We start from the raw sequence: 25,279 nt of genomic DNA, 5'->3' as shown, positions 1-25,279 counted from the left end.
CTCTCCCTTTATTATTACAGTAACGCACTCTTTTACCGCAAATTCAGAAATAAAAAATGAAGCGAATCTTGGCCTTAGCATTATATTGCGTCCTTGGGCTATCCTCATTGATAGCGCAAGATTTTTCCCGATACGTTGATCCACGTATCGGAAGTGAGGGATTGGGTAGAACTTTCCCCGGACCTTGCATGCCATACGGTATGGCGAAGCCGGGACCGGATGCCGTGTCTATGCCGAATGCGGGATGGGCGCCGATGCCTGAGCCTCTCAAAGGATTCTCGCAGATGCATGTCAGTGGAACGGGAGGTGGACAGAAGTATGGCAATATCCTGATTCAGCCTTTCTTGGATGCAGGGGAAATCATCCAGAAACGGGTGGATGAGAAGATTGCCCTGGGATATTATGCCTGTACTTTTGAGAATGGAATCCGAACGGAGATTACCGCCTCAGAACGTTGTGCCTTCTATCGATTGGATTATGGCAGAAAACAGAAGGGAAAACTCCTGATAGATGTGGCTACCTTCCTGGGTATAGATACGATTCCAGATAAGCGCGAAACTCAGCAGTATGTGGATTCGTATGTTACTTGTGATGGGAAATATGCCGTCTCAGGATGGAGTACTGTAAGGGGTGGCTGGAACAATGGAGGCCCTTATACCGTTTATTTCTATTTGCAGAGCGATACGCCTTTATCTAATAGCGATGTCCCTTTAGCTAATGGCGAAGCGCCTCTATATAATAAGGTGAAGGAATCAAAGACAAGATTGGATGTTGCCTTCTCGAAAAGTACCGTCAATCTGAAGATTGGTATTTCGCATATCAGTATTGCCCAGGCAAGGAAGAATATCCCTGCCTGCGGCTTCGATGCCCAGTTGAAGAATGTGCGGAAAACCTGGAACGGAAAGTTGGGAAAGATAGAAATCGCAGGAACCGAAAAGCAGAAGCGGATGTTTTATACAGCTCTTTATCATACGATGCTGATGCCTGTGGATAAGTCGGGTGAAAACCCTCATTTCTCCGCTACGCCTTATTATGATGATTACTATGCCATCTGGGATACTTACCGTACTTCCATGCCTTTGCTTATGCTGATAGAGGAACCGCAGCAGCGTGATATGGTCAATTCCCTGCTCAATATCTACAAGCATGACGGTTATATGCCTGATGCCAGAAGTGGCAACTGGAACGGTAGAACGCAGGGAGGCAGTAATGCGGATATTGTCATAGCTGATGCCTTTGCCAAAGGAATGAAGGGTATCGATTATCAGCTGGCGTTGAAGGCGATGATCAAGGATGCCGAAGTGCCGCCAACGGATGATGATGGCTTTGTGGGCAGTGTGCCTGAGGAAAAGCATGGTAGAGGTGGATTGATGGAATATAATACGCTGGGCTATATTCCGTATGGAATAGACCGTGCCGGCAATCGTACCGTGGAGTATAGCTATGATGACTGGTGTATTGCCCAGGTGGCAAAAGGACTGGGTTATCCGGAACTCTACGATAAGTATATGAAGCGTTCGCATAACTGGCGCAACCTCTGGCGTTCTGATTATGAATGGCAGGGGATGAAGGGATTTGTCATGCCGAGAGGTGCGGATGGCAGATGGCTCGACTCTGTGCCTTGGGGCAAGTCGAAGGTCTATCATCCTGTGATTCCTTATCATCCGGATACCAAGGTGGCGCCCTGGTATCTTCCATGGTGGTCAACCTTCTTCTACGAGGCTTTGTCGGCTGAGTATAGTCTCAGTATTCCACACGATGTGCCGGGACTGATTGAGGCTTGTGGAGGAAAGGATGCTTTCATCAAACGACTGGATACCTTCTTCGCCAATGGCCATTTCAATGTGGCGAATGAACCGAGCTTCATGACTCCTTACCTGTATCATTGGGTGGGGCGCCCTGACTTGAGCGTTCAGCGAATCCATCAGATTGTGAACGATAACTATGATGATTCTCCTGGTGGTTTGCCGGGTAATGATGATGGGGGAGCGATGTCGTCCTGGCTTATTTTCAATATGCTGGGTTTCTATCCTATTGCAGGACAGAATCTCTATATCGTAGGTTCACCGATGGTTCCGGAATACACCATCCATCTGTCTAATGGAAAGGACTTGAAGGTGGTGAGAGAAGGAGAGCAATGGAAGCAGATGTTCATAACTCACGATGTGTTGATAAATGGTGGAAAACTTGTGTTCCCTCATTCTTCTGCTGTGGAAAAGGTTGTTGATAAAGCTTTCAAACCGTTGAATATAAAGGAGAAAGAGAAATTCACACTTTGTGAACAACTTGTGGATAAATACGGGAAAACTATTCCTGTGCAGTTTATATCTCACTTCATTCTTAATCGTCAATATCGTCAATGGGAAGTGGGTGTAGATTCCGTGAGTATCCCTGATACCCTTGTGCTGAAATGTAATCAGTCGGTCTATCTCATCCCTCGTCAACTCGTGGCTGAGGCTGACGGATTCTGTTGGGATAGTCCGCAGAAAGGAAAGAACCTGTATGTTTGCAACCAATGCTCCAATCATGGAATGCGGGATGGCACCTTCCTGTTTATCTCCCGGAAAGCCCTGCAGCAACTTCTGGGTACAGGCTCATTCGTTTATAATGGGATCGTATGGCGTAAGGTTTCGCAAGATGCAGAGAGCGTCACCGTGAAGGCTGAACAGGATGATACCGTGATGCAGATAGCCACCACCGGAAATCTCCCTTGGGTGCTGCGTATGGAAGGAAATCCTTTAGGTATTGATTGGAGGTTGGAAAAACAATAAATGGGAGTATTCTCCGTTTCATATATTATATGAACAGAAAAGTAACATTATTATATATCTCTTTGGCTTGCGTGCTATCCATGCAAGCTCAGACCCGCCAGCAGATGGGTGGCGTCTATTATGCTTACCCGGAAGGTCCTTCAGCCAAGACAGGAACTTTTGGTACGGCTACCTATGTGCTGTCTGATTCTCCGAGTGTTCCTCAGGGATACGCACCTTTTTATATCAGTCATTACGGTCGCCATGGTTCCCGTTGGATGCCGAAGGATGACCGGTATGTCTGGATCTGCAAGCATTTTGAAGATGAGAGTAATCTCACTCCGCTGGGTCTGCAGGTGAAGGGAATGCTGCAGCGTGTATGGGAGAATGCCAAGGGTAATGGTGGAAAACTGAGCAAGTTGGGTGCTCTTCAGCATCAGGGCATCGCTCATCGTATGTTTGAGCGTTATCCACAGATCTTTGCTGCAGGCAATGCGGTGAAGGCCCGCTCCAGCGTGGTGGATCGTTGCGCCAGGAGTATGCAGGCTTTTACTTCGGAGTTGCATACCCTTCAGCCGGGTTTGAATCTTGATGTCAAGACCGATTCTGCCGATATGGCTTGGATAGCGTATGTCTCTCCTGAAATAAAAGCTTTGGAGAATCGTACGCATGTGCAGGCACATGTATCACCTCGCCGTTTCCTTCTTCAGTTATTTAAGGATGTCTCTCAAGTAGATGAACCCTTGAAGCTGATGACCGAGATGCATACGGTAGCCTCTTCCATTCAGGATGTAGGCTTGAATTTCCCTACTTATCCGCAGGATATAGAAGATGGATTGAATGCGCTGTTTACGGATGAGGAGTTCCGGGCTATCTATGATGCCAACAACCGTCGCATGACCATCAATAATGGCAACGACCCGACCAACGAGTCGATTCCGGCACGCTGTGCCATCTCGCTCTGGCAGAATATCGAGGCTGAGGCTGATGCAGCATTGTGTTCTCCCCGTTCTTCCGCTACCCTTCGCTTTGGTCACGATACGGCTCTTTACCGTCTTCTGTCGTTCCTTTTCGATACGGCTTCTCTTCCGCAGAGTGCCAGAGAGGATGAGGAAAAGGTGGTCTTGGGTAATGGGGTAGACAGGATGGACCGTGTGGTTCCGATGGCTGCCAACCTGCAGATGGTATTTTATAAGAATGCTCAGGATTCGGTTCTTTTCAAGTTCATGCTCAATGAGCGGGATATCCAACTCAGTGGTCTTGCTCAGGTAGAATACGGTACTTGTTATTATTCCTGGAATACATGGAAGCAGATGATGCACGAACGCATCCACAATCTGGAACATATCCGCCAGCTCAATGCCCTCAATACGATGGTGGGTACAGCACAGGCGAATACCCAGACTGCCGGCATGTTTGGCAAGGGTAGCGAGGAACATGGACAAACCCTTCCGGCTGTCCTCGTTCCGAACGGACAGAACTTCTGGACGCCGCAGACACAGGATACCGAACAGAAATGTATTGCACCTTATTATTATAAGGATACCCACTTGCAGGGTTTCCGCAACAGCCATTGGATAGTGGGAGGCTGTACGCAGGATTACGGTTCCTTTACCGTAGCTGCATTGGGTGGTAACCTGCGTCTTCAGCCAGAGCAGCGTGCCACGCCATTCAGTCATGATGATGAAATATCCCACCCTCATTACTATGCTGTTCACCTCAAGCAGGAACATCTCAAGGCAGAGCTCACGGCATTGAGTCATACTTCCATCCTCCGTGTCACGCCCGACAAGGATGAGCTGGTGCATCTGGTCATCAATCCGAACAGTGACGAGGGACAGGGGTATATAGAGATTGATACCGTCAACCATGTGGTATATGGCTATAATCCTGTTCACCGCATTTATCAGGGATGGGGAGAGCCGGCAGGCTTCAGCGGTCATTTCGTTCTGGCATACGATGAAGATGAGCTTGTGGATTACGGTGTCTTTGACGGTGATAACAGAATAAGTAGGGGATTGAAGATGCAGGACAAAGCGCGTATTGGTGCCTGGCTCACCTTCCGTGGCAAGGCAGGCAAGTCGATGGAGTGGCTGTCGGCTTCTTCCTTCACTTCCCGTGAGAATGCACTGGGAAATCTCAATGGCGAGAACTATATGTTTGGAGGCTTGGACTTTAACAGTATGATGCAGTTTGCTGCTGAGTTCTGGTGCGAGCGTTTCCATACCATTGATGTGGAAAGCAAGAATCAGTCCAAGGTGAACCAGTTCTATGGTGCCCTTTACCGTTCTTCATTCCTGCCTCATGAAATCAGCGATGTGAATGGTGATTATCCGGAGTTCTCTACCGGTACTCAGGTTGATTATTCTGTTTATGGAAACTATTCTCCATATAATGCCCTGAAGAAGTATGGCGATTTCTCGATGTGGGATATATATCGTGCAGAGTTGCCGCTCTATAGTCTCATCACTCCGAAGCTCTCTGGCGAGATGATGCAGTCACTGGTCCAGATGTATCGGGAGGGTGGCTGGATGCCTATCTTCCCATGTTGGAACAGTTATACGGCAGCGATGATTGGCGATCATGCGAGTGCTGCTCTTGCTGATGCCTATGTGAAGGGCATTCGTAACTTTGATGCAAAGAAGGCATACGACGGCATGCGACAGAATGCCTTCTCCACTCCTTATTACAGCAAGGATTATAAAGACGGCAAGGGTCGACGTGCCATTACCTCGTATATTGAGAACGGATATATTCCTCTGGAGAATCCGGTGGCAGATGCTTTCCATACCAACGAACAGACATCCCGCACTTTGGAGTATGCCTATGATGATTTCGCCGTGGCTCAGATGGCGAAGGCTTTGATGGATTCTTGTCAGAATATTTCTCAACGTCAGAAGTATCAGGAAGATTATCAGCTGTTGATGCGCCGTTCTGAAAACTGGCGCAATGTCATCAATCCTTCTACTGGGTGGGCTGACGGCAGAACAGAGAAAGGTAAGTGGGAAAACAATCGTGATCTGGTTCATCGCAAGAGCTATATCACCGAGGGTGCTACCTGTCATTATACCTGGTATGTGCCACAGAATCCGGAAGGACTGTTTGAGGTAATCCGCAACAGCAAGTCGGCTAAGGGCGATGATCCTGTGGTTACCCGTCTGGATGATATGTTTGACAAGGGATGGTATTGGCATGGCAACGAACCATGTCATCAGATACCTTATCTCTATGATGCGGCTGGTGCACCGGAGAAGACTCAGGAGCGTGTTCATCATATCCTGAATACCGAGTATAATGATACGCCAGGTGGATTGTCGGGCAATGATGATGCGGGTCAGATGTCGGCATGGTATGTTTTCTCTTCCATCGGTTTCTATCCGGTTTGTCCAGGTACGCCAGAGTATTATATCGGAACGCCAAGCTTTGATAAGGTGACGTTGAATCTGGAGAACGGCAAGCGATTTGTTCTGTCGGCTCAACGTAGGAAGGCAGATGATTATCTCATCCAGTCTACCACCTTGAATGGAAATCCTTGGAGTGATTATCGCATTTCCCATCAGCAAATCTTGCAGGGTGGTGAACTGCACTTCGAGATGAAAGCCATGAAATAAATGTTAAAATAATAGTTTCATTCCTATATAAAAAAGTTTCATTCCCCCCAATGAAACACCTATTTGATAGGAATGAAACTATTTTTTTGCCGAAAAATTTGGAGCTTTACGATATTTTCGATAACTTTGCATCACGAATATGATAAAACAGTATAGACTTTATCATTTGCTTTTTCTAAAAAAAATAAAGTTGGTTAACCCGTTGATGGGCCAGCCAACTTTCTTTTTTTATATGATTCTTAAAACTTAATCCTTGTTGCTTCCTCCGAAGATGCGGAGCAGATAGAGGAAGAGGTTGATGAAGTCGAGATACAGGGTCAATGCACCGAGCAAGGCGAGCTTCTGGGCTCCTTCACTTACGTCGTATTGTGTCTGGAGCATCTGCTTGATCTTCTGGCTGTCCCAGGCTGTCAGACCCGTAAAGACTGCCACACCCACATAACTCAGGATGTAATCAAATCCTGGACTCTTCAGGAACATGTTGACTACGGTCGCGATAATCAAGCCAATCAGAGCCATGAAGAGGATCTTGCCGATAGAGGTCAGGTCCTTCTTGGTGGTATAACCGTAGAAAGCCGTTACGCCAAAGGTTCCCGCTGTGATGAAGAATACCTTTGCGATGACCATCGGACTGTAGACGTAGAAGATGGATGAGAGCATCGCACCGTTCAGTACCGAGTAGCCGATGAACATCAATGTGGCTGTACCCAATGATAGGCGGTTGATGGCACCGCTCAAGGCGAAGACCAGAACCAGCTCTGCGATAATCAATCCCCACATCATCTTATGAAGACTCATGAAGAGGGTAGGACTGGCAGCAACACCAAAGGCGGTGACACCGGTTATCAGGAGAGCCAATGTCATCCAGGTATAAACCTTGCGCATCAATACAGGGAAGGCACCGCTCAATCCGCGCTCTCGTTCGTTGAATGCAAAGCCATTGCTCTGCTGATTGTTCTGATTATTTATCAGATTGTACATTTCTTTTTCTGTCATAATTTATCTTACTTATTTGTTTGTAATCTCAAAGAACTAAGCGCAAAGATAATGCCAATTATTGAAACTAGCAATTATCTCTGCGCTTTATTAACATTTATTCCGTAATATTACGTTATTGCGACTGTCTTTTTACAATCTTCCAGCCGTTATCTTACGGCTATCTTCCTAACGGCAACTTGTTTGCCGCCTCGTGTCACCTCTACGACCACCGTACCGTTCACGGCTGTGCGAAGTGTCTCATTCTCAGCTCTAGCCTCCTTTTGGGCAGCAAGAACTCCCGTGGTACCGTATATTCTGATGAAGTCGGCAGGCTTCAAACCCTTCACGCGAATGATGCCCCTGCCATCGGTACTGACCGTGATGACTGACTTCATGTCAGTTGTCATACGGTTGAAGCTGATGCTGAATCGGCTGTTCATCTCGCCAGCCTGGGTGGCATTGAACAGATAGCTTCCTTCCTTCAGATCTACCGCCTTACCGGTTTCCTTGTCCTTCAGCCAAACGGTTTCATATTCGCTGGCATCGCAATCCTCAGGGATGCTGATGGAGTATTCACCCGTTTCCGGCAGACTGACGCCGATGCTCTGTTCTGCTTCAATGCTGACCGCAGAGAGGAGCGAGTAGCGTCCACCATTACGGTTAGCATAAATCTGGGCATTCTGGCTATTTATCCATTTCACGCCGTCACTTCCCAGGTCGAAGTCTGATTTCGCCTCCTGTGCAGGAACTGCGTTCAACTGGAGCTGGTCATCTGCAGGAGTGCCGTTGCCCGCTCTGCTTGTTCTGCTGTTCTGGGTGATAGCGATGTCGAGGGCTCGGGTTGCTTGATAGGCCGTTGTTGCCCTTGCTTCCGAATGTCCTACTATCACGCTTTCTGAATTATCCAGAGTGGCAGTCTGCGTAAACACGGCATCCATCGCCGGGATGTAGCCATCCGTTGTGCTACCGTCATCCGTATTGATAGCCTTGTAGCTGCCGTTTTCTTCGCATTGGTAGATGACTCTGCCATATTCCATATCGCTATAGTTCATGGCGCAGAGATAAGGAGAACCGAAGAGGTTCCAGCCCATGTTCTCCTTGTGGGTGAACTTCAAACCGCCGCCATTACTGTCTGACCATGGTTGCTGGTTATTGTTCTGTACCAGGGTAATCTGTCCTAATTGACTACCGTTCTCTATGTAACTGATTCCATAGAAACGGACGGTCTTAGCTGCTGTGGCATCCATTCTGAAACCTGCGGTAAAGTTTCGCTGGTTATCTACACCTCTTACCCATGCTTTACTCTCGTTTTGGTCAAACTTATAGTCGTACTTGGCACGAGTTGCTGCATTATAGTAGTAGGCTACTACGCTACCATCAGCAGGATTATTTGTGCCCTCAACCTCCATATTGGTAGCCTTGAATGGCATGGAGAAGAAGTTGGTTCCTGCCTTCAAGTTTCTTTCCACGGCAAAGTTGGTGAGGTTTACATAACTGTTGTTGCCTCTTAAACCGGCGTGGTGCTTCAAGAGCAGGAAGCCTGGGCTGAACGGATTCGTCTCTATATAGAATGTGTTGTCGAGTTTTAACTCCTTGTCTTCTGCCATGACATAGACCACAGATTTACCATGAGGATAATCTGTCTTCTTTGCTTCTGCCTCGTTTGTCAGATACCAAGTCTCGAAACATCCGTTATCTACTACCTTGTCTCTGATGCGCTTGTTGCCGGCAAGGTCATGGCTGTGCATCACCTTGACGATGCATTCGTTGGTTGTTGTTGTGTCTGCATTGGCATTGATGTCTTTTGAAGTCTCGTCAAGCTGGTACTTCCAGTATTCATCTTTCACATATTTATTATCGGTGGTTACAGATGCTCTGTTGGCAGCACTACCATCTGGTGATGGTAATTCGCCAGAAGCAGTTACATTGACGGTCTTCACATTCTCCACGCTTCCTAATGCCAGACTGTTGTAGAGCCAACCACTTGCATCGCCTGTTACCTTTGCATTTGCATCGAGGATAGAGGTGGAGAGCATGCTGTTGCCTTGGAGACTGACGTTGCCCGAAACCTTGAAACCATCTACAATACACATTCTGGTATCTGTAGTTCCGCTGTTGAGTGTCAGTCCATTGATGGTAGACTGACTGGCAGACTCGATGATTCCTTTTCTCTGAGTAAGGAGATCCTTCACGATAGCATCTGGTTCTGTTTCAGAACTTTTTTCTTCGTGCATTGAACCAAACATCTTGACGCCTGGCATGCTGATGTTCACGTTATCAGCCTTCAGGTTCCTATCTACGAAGACGTAGCCATATTTACCTGCATTCTTGTTGGCATAAAGCTCAGCCAGGTTAATGGCGCCTTGCAGGTCGTTGGTTGGGTTATCCCAGCTTTCACCTGTTCCTGCAACAGCAGAACCTTCTTTTACATAGATAATATCCCGCAACTTCGTGTCGCACTCGTATGCACCGATATCGATGTTGTCGCCAATCAGACGGGCAGTATTGCCTAAGTCCTTTTCTTTGGCAAAGGTCTCTGCAACAGTCGATTCTTTCTTAAGACCGGTCTTATCAATATATTTAGTATTGCTACCTTTGTCAAGCAGGAGTAGGCTTGGTCGTATTCTGTAATCCTCTTTTTCAGGATCAACAAAGTTTGGTCCTTTTAATACATCTCCATTTGCTACATCATTTGGGAAAACTACATTGTTTCTATCTCCTCCTTCCTTAATGGAATTTTCTCCATTCAGCCATGCTAATGAGTTATAGACGCTAGCTGTGCCATCAATTGCCTTAAGTCTGTTTTTTACAAAGGTAACATTTACAAAATGCATGCTCTGTGAATCATTAAGTCTAATGGCATCATTCTCTCCATCAGCAAAGAGGATATTCCACATTCGTGTACCTAATTTGGCAGTATTATCGATGTCTAACGCTATGCCTTTATTATGTCGGAAGGAACAGTGATGAATAACCATTTCTTTTCCCGTTCCGGCTTGATCATTGTTAACCTTCGCCTTTACTCCCACGCCACTCTGGTTCTGGAATGTGAAACCGGAAATAGTTACCGGCTTACCATTCGTTTCGATATTGAGCAAGTTTGTGGTTTCGCCCGCCTTGGCAGGGTTCTCTATGAGTACCGAAGGTTTGCTAAAGTCTTGCACCTCTGTACCGTCAGCATTTTTCGAGCCTGTACAACCACCCACAAGTTCTATTGATTCTATATATTTAGCTTTGTCGGCTTTGTTTACAATGAGAGAGAAGGCATCACCGCTAGAGTAGGTTGGCGAATAATAGGTACCTCCACGTACAAACACTTTTCTGTTGTTGTTGATTGTAGTACCTGAAAATTTGTTACCAGAAGGGTTAGCCATGGCAATGATGGCACCACGAAGGTCGGTGCTTTGGTTATCCCAACTGCTACCATCGCCATTTCCTTTCTCTTCCGTACCGATATAAACCTTTTCAAAGTCTGTAAACGTGAATACATACTGGAATTCATACATACCAATGTCGATAGGCTTTTCTGCTACATTGCCATTCTCGTCTTTCGGACCAACGTATCTGTCGTATTTCTTGGAGCCACTGGCAGAACGGATGTACTCAGATGGATAACCATATTTCTCAAGGCGAGTATTGTGCATACTCCACCAGTTCTTATATTTACCTTCCTCGTTTGCATCGTTTGCATCCTTCTTTCCGTCACCTGCATCTGTAAGCACAGAGATAGCCTGAGGATTCCATTTTGCATCCGGTTTATAGCCTTCGTAACCCTTTGTGGTTGTAGGCTCTGTGAAACGTGGACCATCCGATGCGATATTCTCCTTGTTCAGCTTGATGTTGCCATCCGTTGCTGGAGAAACTGTAGAAGCAGGTAATTTATCCCAGGCGCAGTTGCGCATGTGCTCTCTTTGGAGGAGTACACTATTATCTGTAGATTCATTACCCCAAATGGCGGTATTATATAATATAGGTGTAATCGTACCGCTTGGCACCTCGTTCTCCACATGGATGGCTCCGTCTTCCTTTGCCTTGTTGTTCACGATGAGGCTGTTTACGATGTAGGCATCCTGATAGCCCGCAGCCATACTGCCGGCATAGTTTGCTCTACGGATGTAGATGGCTCCGCCTTGTGAATTTTGTGTGCCCGTATATCTGCCACAAGTTACATCATTGTTGGCTAAGAGCGAGTTGACGATATGCAGGTTTCCATTCTCTGAATCTGTGAGATAGAGATAGATGGCTCCACCCTTACCTGGTTCGGTGACTTCATCCTGACTTGCCTTTTCTGATACGTTACTGTTGCCGCTGATTGTACTGCCGATGATGTCTAGACTTGCATTGTTTACATAGACAGCTCCGCCATGCAGACCGGAGTTTTTAATCAGTCGGCAACGGTTCAATGTATAGTTCACGCGGTTGGTGTAGATACCGCCTCCTCGACCAATCTCGGCAACTTCGTTAGTTCCTCCTTCTTCAGTCTTCAGTTTTGTCATGGTCTCACCATTCATGATGGTAATACCGTCTAATACGACTTCGTTGTTCGATGTAGTCGAAGTATTAGTTGATCCCGCATTGCTGTAGACTACATGATATACATTACGTTCCTTTTCCGATGCCTTGATGTCACCGGAAAGAATCGTAGGATTCTGGAACTCCCATGGCTCTATCAATCCGTTCTTATTGTTGTCGGTCATGTAGTCCTTGTTGCGTTTTGCCAGAATATCTTTGATGGCTTCATCTGGAGTCAAAGTCTTACCTCCAAAGCTTGTAAACTTATCTTCAGTTTCTTTTCCCGTAGCAGGATCAACAGGAGTAGAAGAATACAGGTCATCTTTCGAGAAACTGCCGAAGATATCTACGTTCACAGGGATGGTGAAGCTCTGCAAGCGGCGGTCTATCGTGTTTTGCTCTGGCGAAAGGTCTTTATTCTGTCGCATCTTGCTCGGCTTGTAGGTTCCACCTGTCATCAGAATCTCGAAGTGGGTATTATCATCAGCCACTTTCTTTTCTCGTGCCTCATTGATGTAATCGAGGGCTGCTTCGAGACTGTTGAAAGGAGTCAGGAAGGAGCGGCCATAATACTTTGCCTTCTCTTCTTCTGTTACAATCTCACCACCTGTCTGAGAAACGAACAGGCGCTTCAGAAGCTTGGTATTATCAAACTCAGGCAGATCAGATGTGTATGCACCTGCTGTCTGTTGCTTGGTCATGTTTCTTTCCTTACCGGTAATGTCGTAGCTGCTGATACCATAATTCTTCCATGCATTGACGTATTCTTTCTCAACTCCGTTACCAATCAATGGTGAATAGGCACGAGGCTTGAAGATTTTGTTGTCGTTGAAGTAACTGTCCAGGTCGCTGGTCATTTCCGTATTCATTCTGTTGGCTGGCAACGCCATCTTCTCTACAAAACAATAGTTGTATGGATAGAATAATTCTTCCGAATATTTTCCGATTCCCTGCAGAAAGTCGTGAGACTGATAGTTCACATCACCGCTGATGTTGTTATCGGTCTGTGCCGAATTTCCCCATATCACGGAGTTACCGCCAATCAGGGAGTTCTCCTCCTGGTAGATTCCGCCACCAATGGTCGCCTCGTTTCTGGCAATGGTGCATGAGATGACGTAGGCATGGTAGTAATTGGTGTCTTCGTTCTTATCGTTGGAACGGAGCGCATAGATGGCACCACCTTTCTGTGCCTTGTTTCTTACGATGACACTACCGCTTACGATGCTACCTTTCAGCAACATGAGAGCACCGCCTTGGGTAGCCTGACAGTCGGAAATCTCACAGTTGCGTACATGTGCCATTCTTGGTACAATGGCTGCACCACCCATACTCTTGAAGCCCGACTTGTCGCTAGCGTTACCATCAATCAGGCGACAGCCATCTATGATGGTATTCTCTGTCAGGGCAGAAGTGTTGTACTCGTCATAGTCGCCCGTAGGCCATTTACCGAAGCACACGGTGTGGTAGCCGTTCACCTCCTGGTTAACGGCAGAACCTTCTTTTATTTCGGTCTTCGCGCTTAATACCGTCTGGTATGAGCTGATACAGTCGCGGTTGTCATTATCCCAATTATAGGTTCCAGCTTTCAGCTTTCCTCCTTCCTGGTCACCCTCATAGTAGCCACCCATCAGGCATACTCCGTTAGGAATCAGGAAGGTATAGCTCTGCGGATCGCTAGGGTCTGCCAGCGTATTGGCATGATAAGTAAAGCGCTTTCCGGTTTCATCAGCCTGATACCCTGCCACTTTTACAAACACCTGATGCTTTAGGTTGCTATCTGTGATGCCCTGGTTCGCTGTTTTAAATTTCTTGCCCGCAGCAGTCAGCACATCCTGCAGCTTGTCAGCACAGGCAGCGTTTTCCGGACTGTCTCCACTTCTGTTTCCCCATCCGTTTTGGGTTACATAATAAATGTAATCTTTAATATTTGCGCTGTTTGTCTTTTCCTGTGGCGCGATATTGGTCGTATTATCAGCCTCATAGGCACCGATATCAATGGCGCAGTCCTTGATTCGGTTGGTATAGTCCATATCGGTTTCCGGAAGGATGATTCCATTTCCTACATTTGTGGTTCCACCATTCAGACACTTGTTACCTGCTAAACCATCAGCCTCGTTCAGGCGGAAGTTATTCTTTAATCGGGCATTGCGGAAGCGGAAAAGTCCGTCTTTTCCATTTTCGTAGGTCTTGTCCTCAAATGGGAAAGCCAAATCTGTGCCAGTGAAATTGCCATCGCTTTCCTTGAATTTACTATTGCTGTCACTACTGTTCTCACTACTGTTCATGTAGCAGTTGTGAGATGGATTCATTTTGTCCTTTGCCGCAGAGATCACCTGATCTGTAATCTGCTTGCCGTTGTTATAATTATCATAGATGATACAGTTGTAGAGTGAAAGCTGCGATGCAACTCCGGTTTTGTCATCCTGCCAGTGATAGATGCCGGTTCCGTCTTGCGCCATATTGTAGGCGATGGTATTGTTGTAGAACTTGGCACTCTCCAGGAAGATACCTCCGCCACGACAGCTTCCTCTGTTATTGTCGTTATAGCAACGGTTGTTTGCCACCACAAGGTTGTAGCCGGTGCCTTGAATCATATAGGCTCCGCCTCCATAACTTTCACTGCTGTTGGTATTGCTGTTGGTATAACTCAGGTTTCTCAGCAGGTAACTGTTCGAAATCTTACTGTTCTCGCCGTCCATATACAAACCGCCACCACGCACGCGACTGCCATGGTTGAAGTTGTTGACGATGATAAGGTTTTCCAGTTCTACTCCTCGGAATACACGCACACCAGCTCCTCCGTCACGATTGGCATCAGGATAGTTGATGATGTAACCGTGACGTACAGAGAAGCCATCCCATTTGGCATGCTCGTAATCCACGTAGTTTTTATCGTCTTTTAAAGGTTCTTTATAGCGTACAGCATTACCGTCGGTACGTGAGGCGTTTCCATTACCCGATGGTGACCAGGTAGGAAGGCATACGTCTGGCTGATACAGTACATAATGGCGCTCTGTATTTCTACTGTCCATCAACTTTTTTTTTGTAAAGTCATATTTAGAGCCATCAGAAGGTTTGTTCTCCTGATACCACATTTCCTTGCTGCTGTCTGTGAAGTATACAGGCGATTCCTTTCTGATTTGTAGAATGGTCTCATATTTGGTCTTGTCCAGATTCTCGTATTCCTTGCGTGCCGGCACGTATTGTGACAGCAGCGGATGACGGTCGTCTTCTCCAGGATAGCCTTTGTATGGGAAACCGCCTATTACTTCCACCTTGTCTCTGACAACAAAGCCTTTGTAGTCTGTATAGATGCCTGCACCTACCCAAACTACAACCCGGTCTTTCTTGTCTTTGATATCCTTATTCAACTCTGCCGCTCTTTCCACAGCGTATTGCAGACCGCTGATGTAACGTTCCTCTCTGTTGTTGGTGATTTTATTATATAATCCCCAGCCAGAGAGAGACTGCTTTTCCTCATTGCCAGAGTTTGTCCAGAATTTACCGTAAGAATCTGTCTTAGAACGATACTTGCCTTTAGCTTGACTATAATCCGTATTGTCAATAGTGGTGCTAAGCAGCGTATTGTCACTCTGCTTTACATAGAAATCATTGCCGTTTCTTGCCTTTGTATTATCACACATGGCGTTGCCGATGATAGCCTTGTCCCAGCTGCTTCCGTCATATTCGGTATCTGGTTTTTTCAGAAGATTGAAGTTCGGGTTGCCGTCCTGGTCATCATAGTTGGCATCGTTGCTGCTATCATAATTCTGGTTGTACGAACGCACGTAGATAATCTTTCCTGCTTTTGGCAGGAGAGCTTCGTATGCACCCAGGTCAGGAGCACCACCAAGGTTGCGGTCTTCGCCGGTGATGTCCTTGGCTGTTGCGGTAGCATCGCTTTCTTGGGCACTGTTGATGATTGCACCAGCCTCTGCAGAACTGGTCAACGGACGGAAGGATGAATAGCCTCCGTAATAAACGTTGCCGCTCATTCTGGCACCCACTTCATTGGTTGGGTTGCTGAAGTTCTTGGCTCCGTCTTTTCCCAGAGTGTTGATATCCATGCTGCTGTTCTTGCATTTCGAATCATCCCATGTGCCGTTGATGTTCAGTTTGTTTCCTACAGCATACGAGGTAGCCTTCACAAGGTCGTCATCTGGCGCTACTCCCTCATTGTTGATGATGCTTACATGGTTGAGTGTGAGAGTGTTGTTGCTGCCTTGGCTTTTGTTCAGATAGATGATGGAAGGCAGCCCCGAAGGATTTGGATTAAGCGGATCCTTGCTCGTATTGTTATTGATGACGCAGTTTTCCAGTTCCAATTTCACATTCACAGCATCTGGCATGGTAGCGATAGCACCGCCATCTGTCGCCGTGTTGTTCTCAAAGATGCAATTCTTCAGCTTTACGGTAGTTGCTTGGCTGCTCTGGTCCATGCTGCCTATCAGCACGCCGCCACCATAAGGCATGTAGGCAGTACCGGCAGCGTATGCATGGGTAAAGGCATAGCCGTCGATGGTGATGTTGGCACCCGCTTCGATGCGGACCAGATGGTAGAGACCCTCGTTGAGTTCTGAACCGTTCAGGTTTCCGTTCAGCTCGGTGCGGTATTTGATAGGGTCGCGGTCTTCATCCTTCGGATTCGGATTCTCTGAATATTCCGGATAACCGCCATACACGGTAATTGGGAGTACGCAAGGTTGAATGTTAAAGGTGCATGACCTGGCATCTGTTTCCTCGAACGTGTAGGCAATCTTCGGTTCGAAGATACCCTCACGACCGCAGATTTCAAACTCCCATCCGCTGTTCTTCTCAATAGTGAAATCCTCTGGTGTAGTATTGTCCTTGGTAACTACCTTGATATTGTCCCCAGCCTTGATGTCGGCAAGATAACCGAGTACTTCATCTGCAGATGTTGAGGTATAGCTCTTTTCCCACGACTCTCCTGTTCCGTCCACCAGTTCTCGTGAACGGTCAAAGTAGATGCGCAGGCGTTTCTTGCTGTCATTCTTTTCAAATACAAGGTCGTGGTTGTCAGCCATATAGGCTCCTGCTGACGGAACCGAACTGATAGCTTTTCCGTTCAGGTCTATTTTTGGCTGATACAGGTAGGAAGATGGTAGGAGAGCATAGCTGATACCCACGTTGCGCAGTCGGCTACCTGTCAATGTTTCCCAGTAATAGTTCACCGTCTTCATGTCTGTAAGAACGCCACGTTTTTCGTTGAAGGCTTCCTCCGTGTTGTAAGGTGCTTCCTTGCCCATCACGAATCCCTTGCCCGAGTAATTCGTGTTGATGGAGATGGTTCCGCTCTGATAGGTGCTGGTCCATTTGGCTGCATTTACATCCGAGATGGCGTTGTTGTAGAACTGTACGGTCTCTTCTGATGGGTTGGCTGCATAAATCTGTGCCATGGACGCAGAGTTGCTGGTGCCAGACTTGTGCCGGAGCAGCGAGTTGTTCCAGATGACGTTGTTGGCAAGAAGACCTTTTTCCTTGATATACACACCACCCGTATTGGATGACAGCTCGTCAGCAGGATCCTTGGTGTTGTTGGTATAGTTGTTGACGATGGTGTTGTTAATCACCAGTCCGTGACCATCCAGATACACAGCACCATTTCGGGTACTGGTATTGTTACTGATTACCGAGGTGGCAAGAATCTGATAATAGGCTTTCTCTGGGTTGCTAGCGTCACCCTTCAGATAAACACCTGCTCCCTGATAGGCAGAACAGTTGGTTACCATACTTCGGGTGATGAAGCCGGCTTCGTCAATATAGATGCCTCCGCCCTGGTAAGCCGAGCAGTCGTATACCAGGTTACCTTCCGTCTGTCCGTTTTTGCAGTAGATGCCGCCGCCACGAGGCTTGATGGTTCCGCTTTCTTTCATGCCCGGGTTGCAGAATCTCACGGTGCAGTAGCGCATTCGGGCTGACGGGTCGTTGATATAAACGCCAGCACCACAGTCTGGGGCGTATTGGGTTGCGTTCGTTTCGTTATATTTACCTCCCTCAATGGTGAAACCTTCCAGATATACTTCGTCGGTAAAGGCTTTTTCTTCAGGCAGGGGAGCAAACCATACCACATGGTAGGAACCGCTGTTCTTTATGTTCCAGGCTTCGTCATTATTATTCCAGTTGGCATCATCGCTTCCCTTGAATTCCGCACCCCTGATGATGGATTCCTGATTCCAGCCCCATGGCTTTAAATTCTTGGAGTCCTCAATGCGCTCGGAACGTCTTTCCTCTGTTCCCTTGAAGGAGCCATAAACGCTGATGCCATTCTTCATCAGTAGGGATACCGGTGCAGAGGCATCATTAGCAATGATACGGTCTTTTACTACATAGGTTCCGGCTGCTACCCAGACTTCGCCTTTCTCGCCTGGTGCCTTTTCTGCCAAATTGTTGATGGCCCACTGGATATCGTCCGTGGCATTTTTCCATGATGATCCGTCGCCAAGTCCCTCTTTCTGGGGCTTCACGTATCTGATGCGTCCTGGCTTCATTCGGGCATACTCGTAGGCGCCGATGTCGATGGTGTTGTCCTGATTCTGGTAGCGTGTTCTACCCATGATGTCGGTAGAGGTAGTTTCCAGGGTTGCATCAACTACAAGATTTTTATAGTATTCCAGATTTCCCTTGTTCAAAAGGGCAGAGGTTTCCTCAAAAGTGAAGGCGGTGCTGTATAATTGCTTCAGGTTACTGCTGAACGAGAAGTCGTAACCCTGGGTTACGGCAATCTGCTTGAACCAAGGGGCTGGCTCAATGCCGTGGTTCTCTTTGCTGATCCTTACGTTCCCGTTTGCGTCGGTGTTGGCCTTGGAATCGGTTACCTCTACTTCCGGAAATGCACAGGAATAGAAGGCAGGACGGCTGTCTTGCTTGCTGAGTGCAGTGGAATGCCATAGCACGGTGTTGTAAACTGCTCCGCCGCCATTGCTGTTTGAAGCCCCGTCTGTGGTCAGGTCTGCGGCTGATACGGTGTTGGCAATAACAGAACAGTTGACGATTTTCGATGTGTTCGAAAGTCGGATACCGCCGTTCGTATTGTTGTTGATGTTGCAGTTATAGACGGTGGCTGTTCCGTCTATCCACATACCGCCACCTTCGTTTTCGCTGGAGCCTCGCTTGCCTGCCACATTATTAAAAATGCTGCAGTAGCTGATGGCTGACAGCTGGTTGGTGCAGGAATTATCTACATATATGGCACCTCCGCGCATGCCGTAGTTGTTCGCAAAGTTACATTGCGAAATACGGAAGTAACGGCTGCCGGCATTGTTGTCGTTGCTGTTGTTCACCACGTAGATGCCGCCGCCTCTGCCATTTGCAGAAGTGTTCTCTCCCTTGGCATTACCTGCTGCGATGAGGAAACCGGAAACTATAGTTGGCTTGTTGCCTTCGTTGGTGTTGTCATGTGTTACGCCCATCTGGAGGGTCAGCACATGGGTGGCATTGTCGGTGCGGGTGGTGTTCTCTGGATAGATAATCAGCTGCTGGCTCGCCTTGTCGTTGGTATCGATGTCGCCCACCAGAGCCGTCTGATACTTCATCTGATATTTGTGTCTGCCCGTAGGGAGATCGTTCTTGTTGTTTTCATCTCCTGCAAAACCTCCATACATGGCAACGCCCGAAGGGAGAACGAAGCCTCCCTCCGGTGCCTTGTAGATGTGACCGGTAATATCCTCGTAGCCTTTCACCCAGATTTCATCGCCAGCCTTGGCTTTATTCAGCGCCTCTGTCAGGGTGATTGCCTTATCCCACGATAAACCGTCGTTGCCGGATGCAGTTTTCTCGGAATCTGCTTTTACATGATAGGTCTTGCCTTGTGCTGACAGCTGGCAGGTGCAACCCAGGAGGATGAGGACTGCTATGATTTTCCTGTATGTCGTATGTTGTATTCTCATGCTGAAAAGAGTTTTATATGTTGAAATTGTTGATCGTGATATTTTGCTCCCGTTTGAGCTGAGTGCCCGATATTTTTACATTGATCTTGTACCAGCGAGCTGGGATAAAGCCATCTTTCAGATTGCTCATGTCAAATGTCACGTTGTATGGCTTTTTCGTTCCATCTTTCTCAGTATCAAGCAGGAAGGTGAGGCGAGGAGGAATGGCTCCGTCTGGGAAGGTATAATGATATACTCTTCCGTTACGCTTGCTGATTTCCGAGGTGTTCACAAAGATTGTGTGACCGCTTACCGAAGTCCTGGAAGATACTTCTTGGTGGTAAAGGGTAGGGAAGAGTCTTCCTTTTCCTGAACCGGAAATGGAAGATTCTGCATCTGCCGATGCTCCGTGATAAGTAAACTGGCTTACTTTCACGTTGGTATATTTCAGATTTCCATCCTTGTCTTTCTCGTAGGCTCCCTTGGCATCCCATTGGATGTCAATCTTGGCAGCCAGTCTGCCCAGTACCATGCGCCAGTATTGCTTGGTGTTGATATTGGCATTGATGTTTTTTTCTACTTTTATATCTCTGTCATTGGTGAGAATTTGCGTCTTAGGGTCTAGCTTGAGTGCATAGCCTGTGGCTACGCTGATAAACTTGGCTATGTCGATGGCTCCGTTTTTATGAGCATAGTCGTTGCTAATCTGTAAATCATAAATGTCTGAGTTATGGTCTTGTCCGTCTTTTGCGATGCCGTCTAGCATCTCCTCCAGATTCAGTCCTTGTCCGCTACTATAGGTAACCCCATAAACGCAACAGGTGCCTAACGGCAGATACATCGTATAGGTGCGAAAGCCGTTGGCATCAGGTCCTGAAAGGGTTGAGGTGGGATGGGTGACGAGGGTTCCCCGGTCGAATTCTTCTTTGGTATAGGTGTCGTAATATACCATTTTCTGGGGTGCTCCATCTATGATTTCGTCGCCTTGGGCCTTTTCCTTATAGGCAACGATGATGGTGAGCCGGTCCCAGTCTACCTTGTCGTTGGTGTCTGCTCCCGGGTCTCCGACGCGTGTGTTTGTCTTATCGGCAGGCACAGATAGGGTGAGCGAGATGGGTGCCAACGTATCCATCGGTCTCACCTCGTCCTTCTCGCTGCATCCTGCCAGCATGATAAGCGATAGTATCGCAAATATGTATTTCGTAATATGATTCATGTATCAAATCTTTATAGCCGTTGAATTGGCTTGCCCTTCGGCCGCCGAACGTTGTTTCTTCACTCTTCGTTCTTCACTCTTCACTTAAATGTCAATGTCGTGGCTTCCTCCCGGTTTCCAGTCGAGTTTCACACTTACGCCTACAGCGGTGTTACTGGTAGAGAGCGAACCGTCTTCCTTCAGTCGGGTCTTGATAATCTTAAGCTTGCCGGCCTTCAGTGGTTCGTTCATCGTGAAGATGGTTTCGGTATATTTACCGTTTATCTGGGTGATGACGTGGTAGCGCCATTCTGATTGGGTGCTGGGGAAACTGACCGTATAGAGGGCATCGTGAGAAGGGATGGAATAGGTTGTCATGCCTTCGTTGAGTCGGTTGGCTCTCACCATGGTATTCCGGGTTGAGGTGTAGAGACTGTCGTTCACCTGGAACTGGGTTGCCATGCCTTCTACAAATCCCCAGAGTCTGGTAGGCTGCACCTTACTCTGGTCGATGACCACCACCGCAGCACAGTTTGCCATATAGAGGGTGGTATACAGGTCGTGCTCAAAGTCGTTTTCGTTGATGGTGAAACGGGAAGAGAACAATCCGATGTTATGGCTGTTGATGGTATCTTTCTGCTCTTGCTGCAGGGCGAGCGTCTTACAGGTGTTGGCTCCTGTAATCTGTACGTTGTCTGCACTGCCGGTATTGGCGAGGGAGAGATTCTTATAGTTGTTGCGGGGCAGATAGATGGTATAGGATACCGAGTTGGTACCCATTTTGTTTGCCTCGTGGTGAAAGAGGTCTTCGCCTACGAAGAAGGAGAGGTCGTTGTCGTTGGCATGGTCGGTGAAGACCTTGCTGAGCGCCTGTTTCAGTCTCTCTGCTATTTCCTGTTCGGTGATGAGATTCAGATCCATGTCGATGATGGTATTAATCTGCGTATTGAGTACCAGGTTATACCTTATCTTATAGTCTTTGCCGCACTTGCTCATGTCTTCATCGATACAAGAAGACAATCCGAAGGCGATGCCTGTCATCATCATAGCTATCAGAAACATTCTATATCGAATCTTCATTGTTCTTTCCGAGTTTTTAATTTCATAATCTGTATGTCTCCCTTATTGGGAGTAGTTCTGTCCAGTATCTCTGTAAGATAGGAAATTATCTCTATGAAATAAAAAAATATCTCTGTAAGATAGAAAATTATCTCAGTAAGATAAATCCTTTTCTCTGCTTCATATTTCCCTGCAGGAGTGTGGTAAAAATATTTGAAACCCCAAAAATGCAGTATTTTTGAAGGAGAGAATCGTGAAAACTGAAGGTTCTGAAGGATGGGTATCACAGAATGTGTAATTTCTGTTAAAAAGCAAACCGTTTGGACAGATTTTGGGGCTGAAGGAACTGAAGGCAGTTTTCAAACATAATAATATCCTACTAAAAATGCCATTTTAACGTATGGTATAATAATCGGTTATTATTCTGATAATCACATAATTACCTCTATTTTGCTCTACGCTGCATATAAAAATGATTTTTTAATTTCATCCTTCAGTTCCTTCAGTGTATCCTATCCTTCAGTTCCTTCAGTTTTTTGAAGGGTATCCTTCATTATCTTTTTCTTACAATTCTACATTGAATTCGATGCCTGCCTTCCATGAAAGATCTACTGCGAGACCAACGTTGATCTTTGATGTACGCATATCAGGGATATGGTTGTATGCGTTCTTCAAGTCATTGATGGTAAAGTTGGCAAAAGTAGTGTGATCCTTAACGAATACACGGTCAATTGCCTCACCAGTTGGTTTTGATGCTGTAGTTGTGTTGCTTGGGTCTAATTCTCCTACTAAATAGAACTTACTACCTATAGGTATCAAACCTTCTGCACCATAGAAATTCTCAACTTTATTTTCCAGCTCTATCGTAACATATACTTTACTATTATTGTGAGCATCCTTATTGTCAAAAACTAAAGTATAGTTATTTGATGTTCCTGTAGTATTTACATTGTTGCCATAATCAACATGTTGATCATAAATAGTGTATTTGAAATCATTGGTGTTAACAGTTGACGCTGGCTCGAAATTCCATGCAACACTTAATGGTTGACCGCCTATTAAAATTCCTGTAACTTTAAAGTCTTTGGTACTATTTACATTAATTGTGTTGTCAGTCTTAAAACCAAATTTTTGTGCATTGTCTGCTAATGCTGCAGTTTTGCAACTTACTTTAGATTGTAAACACGCAACTCCGTATTGGAGAGGTTTTTTCAAAGCTACGAAACGAGTTCTGTGCTTTACCTCATCGTCATAACCTTCCCATGTGTATGTATCTGATACCCAATCTTGATAGCTTGGCAATTTGCTAGCTGCTGTGATTTCATTTTCAGAAGTCTTGACAGGAGAGCTTACAAAATATGCCAGTTCTGCAGGATAGGTTATTTCTGTAAAGTTGATGTTGTTGCCGGTATTAGCTACTGTTGTTCCAACGCTCACACCAGTTGCTGCGACAAAGTTAAATTCTTTACTATTGCCGTCCCATCTTACCTGTGCTACGCCATCTGGCAGATTTAAATCTCGAGGGAATGTTTTAGATGTTAATTTGTCTAACGCTGTTTTGCAATTGGTAACAATCTGGTTTGCCATAGCTTGGTCATTCTCGAGTCCGCTACCGGTGATGACATTCTTTAAATCCGTGATGAGAAGGCGAACTGAATTTGCAGAGCCTGCAGTTGCACTGATAAAATTATTATATCGCTCCTGCAAAGCATCTCTTTCATTCGCTGTTCCGATGTTTGATGTGCCTACGTTAGCCCATTCAAGTTCTGTTCCTTCTGTAGGCGTAATTTTTGTCTGTGCAACAGTATTCAAAGCCTCCAAAATGACAGAACCATCGCTTGTAAAATTGTCGGTTTTGTAAATCTGGTTTAAGCTGAAATTTAAACTTGATAATGTTGTCACATCATTAGGAGTTTCATAAGGATTTGTCAAACTGCCAGCTTGAAATTCGTTTTTTGTATTGCTGGAGCCTGTTGTAGTTGCTCTTGATGCTTTAGCATACAAAATTAAACTTTTTGTACGCAAAGGAATCTCAATGTCACGATAAATGCTGCGCCAGGAAGTTGTGCTAGTACTAATGTCGTCCTTGCTAGGCGCATTACCGCTAGTACCCAATGTTATAGACTTGGTTGAAGTAGAGGTAATACCTGCTGCTTCTCCTTCAAAAGCATACATTTGCATATCCTGTAATCCCAAGAAATTATTATTGTGCTGCGTGTTTACATCACTCATTCTCGTTGAAACTCTGGCATTTCCACCCTTTTCATTTCCTGCATAAGGAATGTTCAGGTAGAACTGGGTCTTAACAACCTGTCCTGCCACACCTATACCGCCCGTAGAGTCTGCTGAATCTGATGAGCAGGAAGAGAAACCTGCTCCGCTTGCAAGAAGAATGATTCCTGCTAAGCCGAAAAACTTCACTTTCTTCATAATCTAAAATTGATTTAAATATATTATTACTATTTTTTATTCTAATTTGGCTTGTCCGTATCTTTTGTGCCCAAGTTGTAAACCAGAGAGACTGCCAACTTGGTAGGCATGACGAAAACTTTCGTCTTCTTCTCGATGGCACTGGCACATTTCTCACAATTATATTTGGTATAATGTGTTATTCCCACTCCTAAGCCAATGGCTGCCTCCAGGTTCCAACGGTTGCTCTTGTCGAGCTGCCAGTCATAGCCATAGACGAAGCCAATGGCTCCTAGGTCGCCTTGAAATCGGTGATTCTTGACCTTCGGAAAAAGGCCAAAAGGGAAATGTACCCTGCCCACATTGTAATGAGAGTAGAGTAGGTTGGCTCCAAGAAAATGCCCTAAAAAAGGACTGTCGAGCCAACGGCGTACTTCTGTTTGTAAAGCAATGTGCTTCAGTTTCTTGTTCTTGCTAAAAGTAAATGGGTTCCATCCAGTGGAGAAGTTTATTGACCATTGGTCTGAAATCTTTTTCTCTGCTCCTATATTGGGCGTAGTTGTTGCCCAATAGGCTAGGTTGGTCTTCAATCGCCAATCTTGTGCCGAAATAGGAGTAGTCGTTAGAATAAAAGCAAGAAGGAGCCACATGCTCAATCTTCTGTTGATGTTCATCTATCAGCGTCTTTTATATTTACTGTTCTATATTATTTGTCTAATGATTTTAGACAGAAAAGCTAATTTCATTATTGCTGCAATTTCATCTCGATGTTATTTCCTGCTGCAAATATAGCCAAAATTTCTCTTATTGGCTTACAAAAACAGAAAAAATTTCTTTGATTTAAGGTCTGTTAACTAAAATGCCGAAAAATCCCCCCCC

The 25,279-nt window shown here is 46.2% G+C and carries 8 protein-coding genes; 2 read left to right on the top strand and 6 right to left on the bottom strand.

From position 1 onward, the window contains the following. The first annotated feature begins 56 nt into the window (after positions 1–56). Positions 57–2,771: a GH92 family glycosyl hydrolase gene (locus tag ACQRBJ_RS11760; protein ID WP_445303706.1), complete on the top strand. Its 2,715-nt coding sequence runs from the start codon at positions 57–59 to the stop codon at positions 2,769–2,771. A 29-nt stretch (positions 2,772–2,800) separates the two neighbouring features. Beyond that, positions 2,801–6,361: a GH92 family glycosyl hydrolase gene (locus tag ACQRBJ_RS11755; RefSeq protein WP_445303705.1), complete on the top strand. Its 3,561-nt coding sequence runs from the start codon at positions 2,801–2,803 to the stop codon at positions 6,359–6,361. Positions 6,362–6,607: 246 nt separating this feature from the next. On the opposite strand, the gene ACQRBJ_RS11750 is transcribed toward ACQRBJ_RS11755, so the two are convergent. The 6 genes from ACQRBJ_RS11750 to ACQRBJ_RS11725 form a co-directional block, all read right to left on the bottom strand. Further along, complete coding sequence (locus ACQRBJ_RS11750; RefSeq protein ID WP_153121954.1) at positions 6,608–7,357, bottom strand: Bax inhibitor-1/YccA family protein; 750 nt, start codon at positions 7,355–7,357, stop codon at positions 6,608–6,610. Positions 7,358–7,506: 149 nt separating this feature from the next. Then, the gene (locus ACQRBJ_RS11745; RefSeq protein WP_445303704.1) at positions 7,507–19,758 is read right to left on the bottom strand and encodes a hypothetical protein; all 12,252 of its coding nucleotides are present in this window, start codon (positions 19,756–19,758) and stop codon (positions 7,507–7,509) included. A 13-nt stretch (positions 19,759–19,771) separates the two neighbouring features. Continuing rightward, a complete protein-coding gene (locus ACQRBJ_RS11740; protein WP_445303703.1) occupies positions 19,772–20,953 on the bottom strand; it encodes a hypothetical protein in 1,182 nt (393 codons plus the stop codon). Positions 20,954–21,037: 84 nt separating this feature from the next. Then, a complete protein-coding gene (locus ACQRBJ_RS11735) occupies positions 21,038–22,012 on the bottom strand; it encodes a hypothetical protein (RefSeq protein WP_445303702.1) in 975 nt (324 codons plus the stop codon). A 543-nt stretch (positions 22,013–22,555) separates the two neighbouring features. Further along, positions 22,556–24,421, bottom strand: coding sequence for a hypothetical protein (locus ACQRBJ_RS11730; RefSeq protein ID WP_445303701.1), 1,866 nt, complete (start codon positions 24,419–24,421; stop codon positions 22,556–22,558). A 41-nt stretch (positions 24,422–24,462) separates the two neighbouring features. Next, positions 24,463–25,074: a DUF3575 domain-containing protein gene (locus ACQRBJ_RS11725; RefSeq protein ID WP_445303700.1), complete on the bottom strand. Its 612-nt coding sequence runs from the start codon at positions 25,072–25,074 to the stop codon at positions 24,463–24,465. Positions 25,075–25,279 lie beyond the last annotated feature (205 nt).

Origin of the sequence: Prevotella sp. SGI.167 (assembly GCF_050313615.1) — a bacterium.
Taxonomy (GTDB): Bacteria; Bacteroidota; Bacteroidia; order Bacteroidales; family Bacteroidaceae; genus Prevotella.
Note: the sequence above shows the minus strand (reverse complement) of the source record. Positions and strands in the feature narration are given on the sequence as shown.

Excerpts from the sequence above, each read along its gene's own strand:
- ACQRBJ_RS11750 (WP_153121954.1), bottom strand. The coding sequence starts at position 7,357 with ATGACAGAAAAAGAAATGTACAATCTGATAAATAATCAGAACAATCAG.
- ACQRBJ_RS11755 (WP_445303705.1), top strand. The coding sequence starts at position 2,801 with ATGAACAGAAAAGTAACATTATTATATATCTCTTTGGCTTGCGTGCTA.
- ACQRBJ_RS11745 (WP_445303704.1), bottom strand. The coding sequence starts at position 19,758 with ATGAGAATACAACATACGACATACAGGAAAATCATAGCAGTCCTCATC.
- ACQRBJ_RS11730 (WP_445303701.1), bottom strand. The coding sequence starts at position 24,421 with ATGAAGAAAGTGAAGTTTTTCGGCTTAGCAGGAATCATTCTTCTTGCA.
- ACQRBJ_RS11725 (WP_445303700.1), bottom strand. The coding sequence starts at position 25,074 with ATGAACATCAACAGAAGATTGAGCATGTGGCTCCTTCTTGCTTTTATT.
- ACQRBJ_RS11760 (WP_445303706.1), top strand. The coding sequence starts at position 57 with ATGAAGCGAATCTTGGCCTTAGCATTATATTGCGTCCTTGGGCTATCC.
- ACQRBJ_RS11735 (WP_445303702.1), bottom strand. The coding sequence starts at position 22,012 with ATGAAGATTCGATATAGAATGTTTCTGATAGCTATGATGATGACAGGC.
- ACQRBJ_RS11740 (WP_445303703.1), bottom strand. The coding sequence starts at position 20,953 with ATGAATCATATTACGAAATACATATTTGCGATACTATCGCTTATCATG.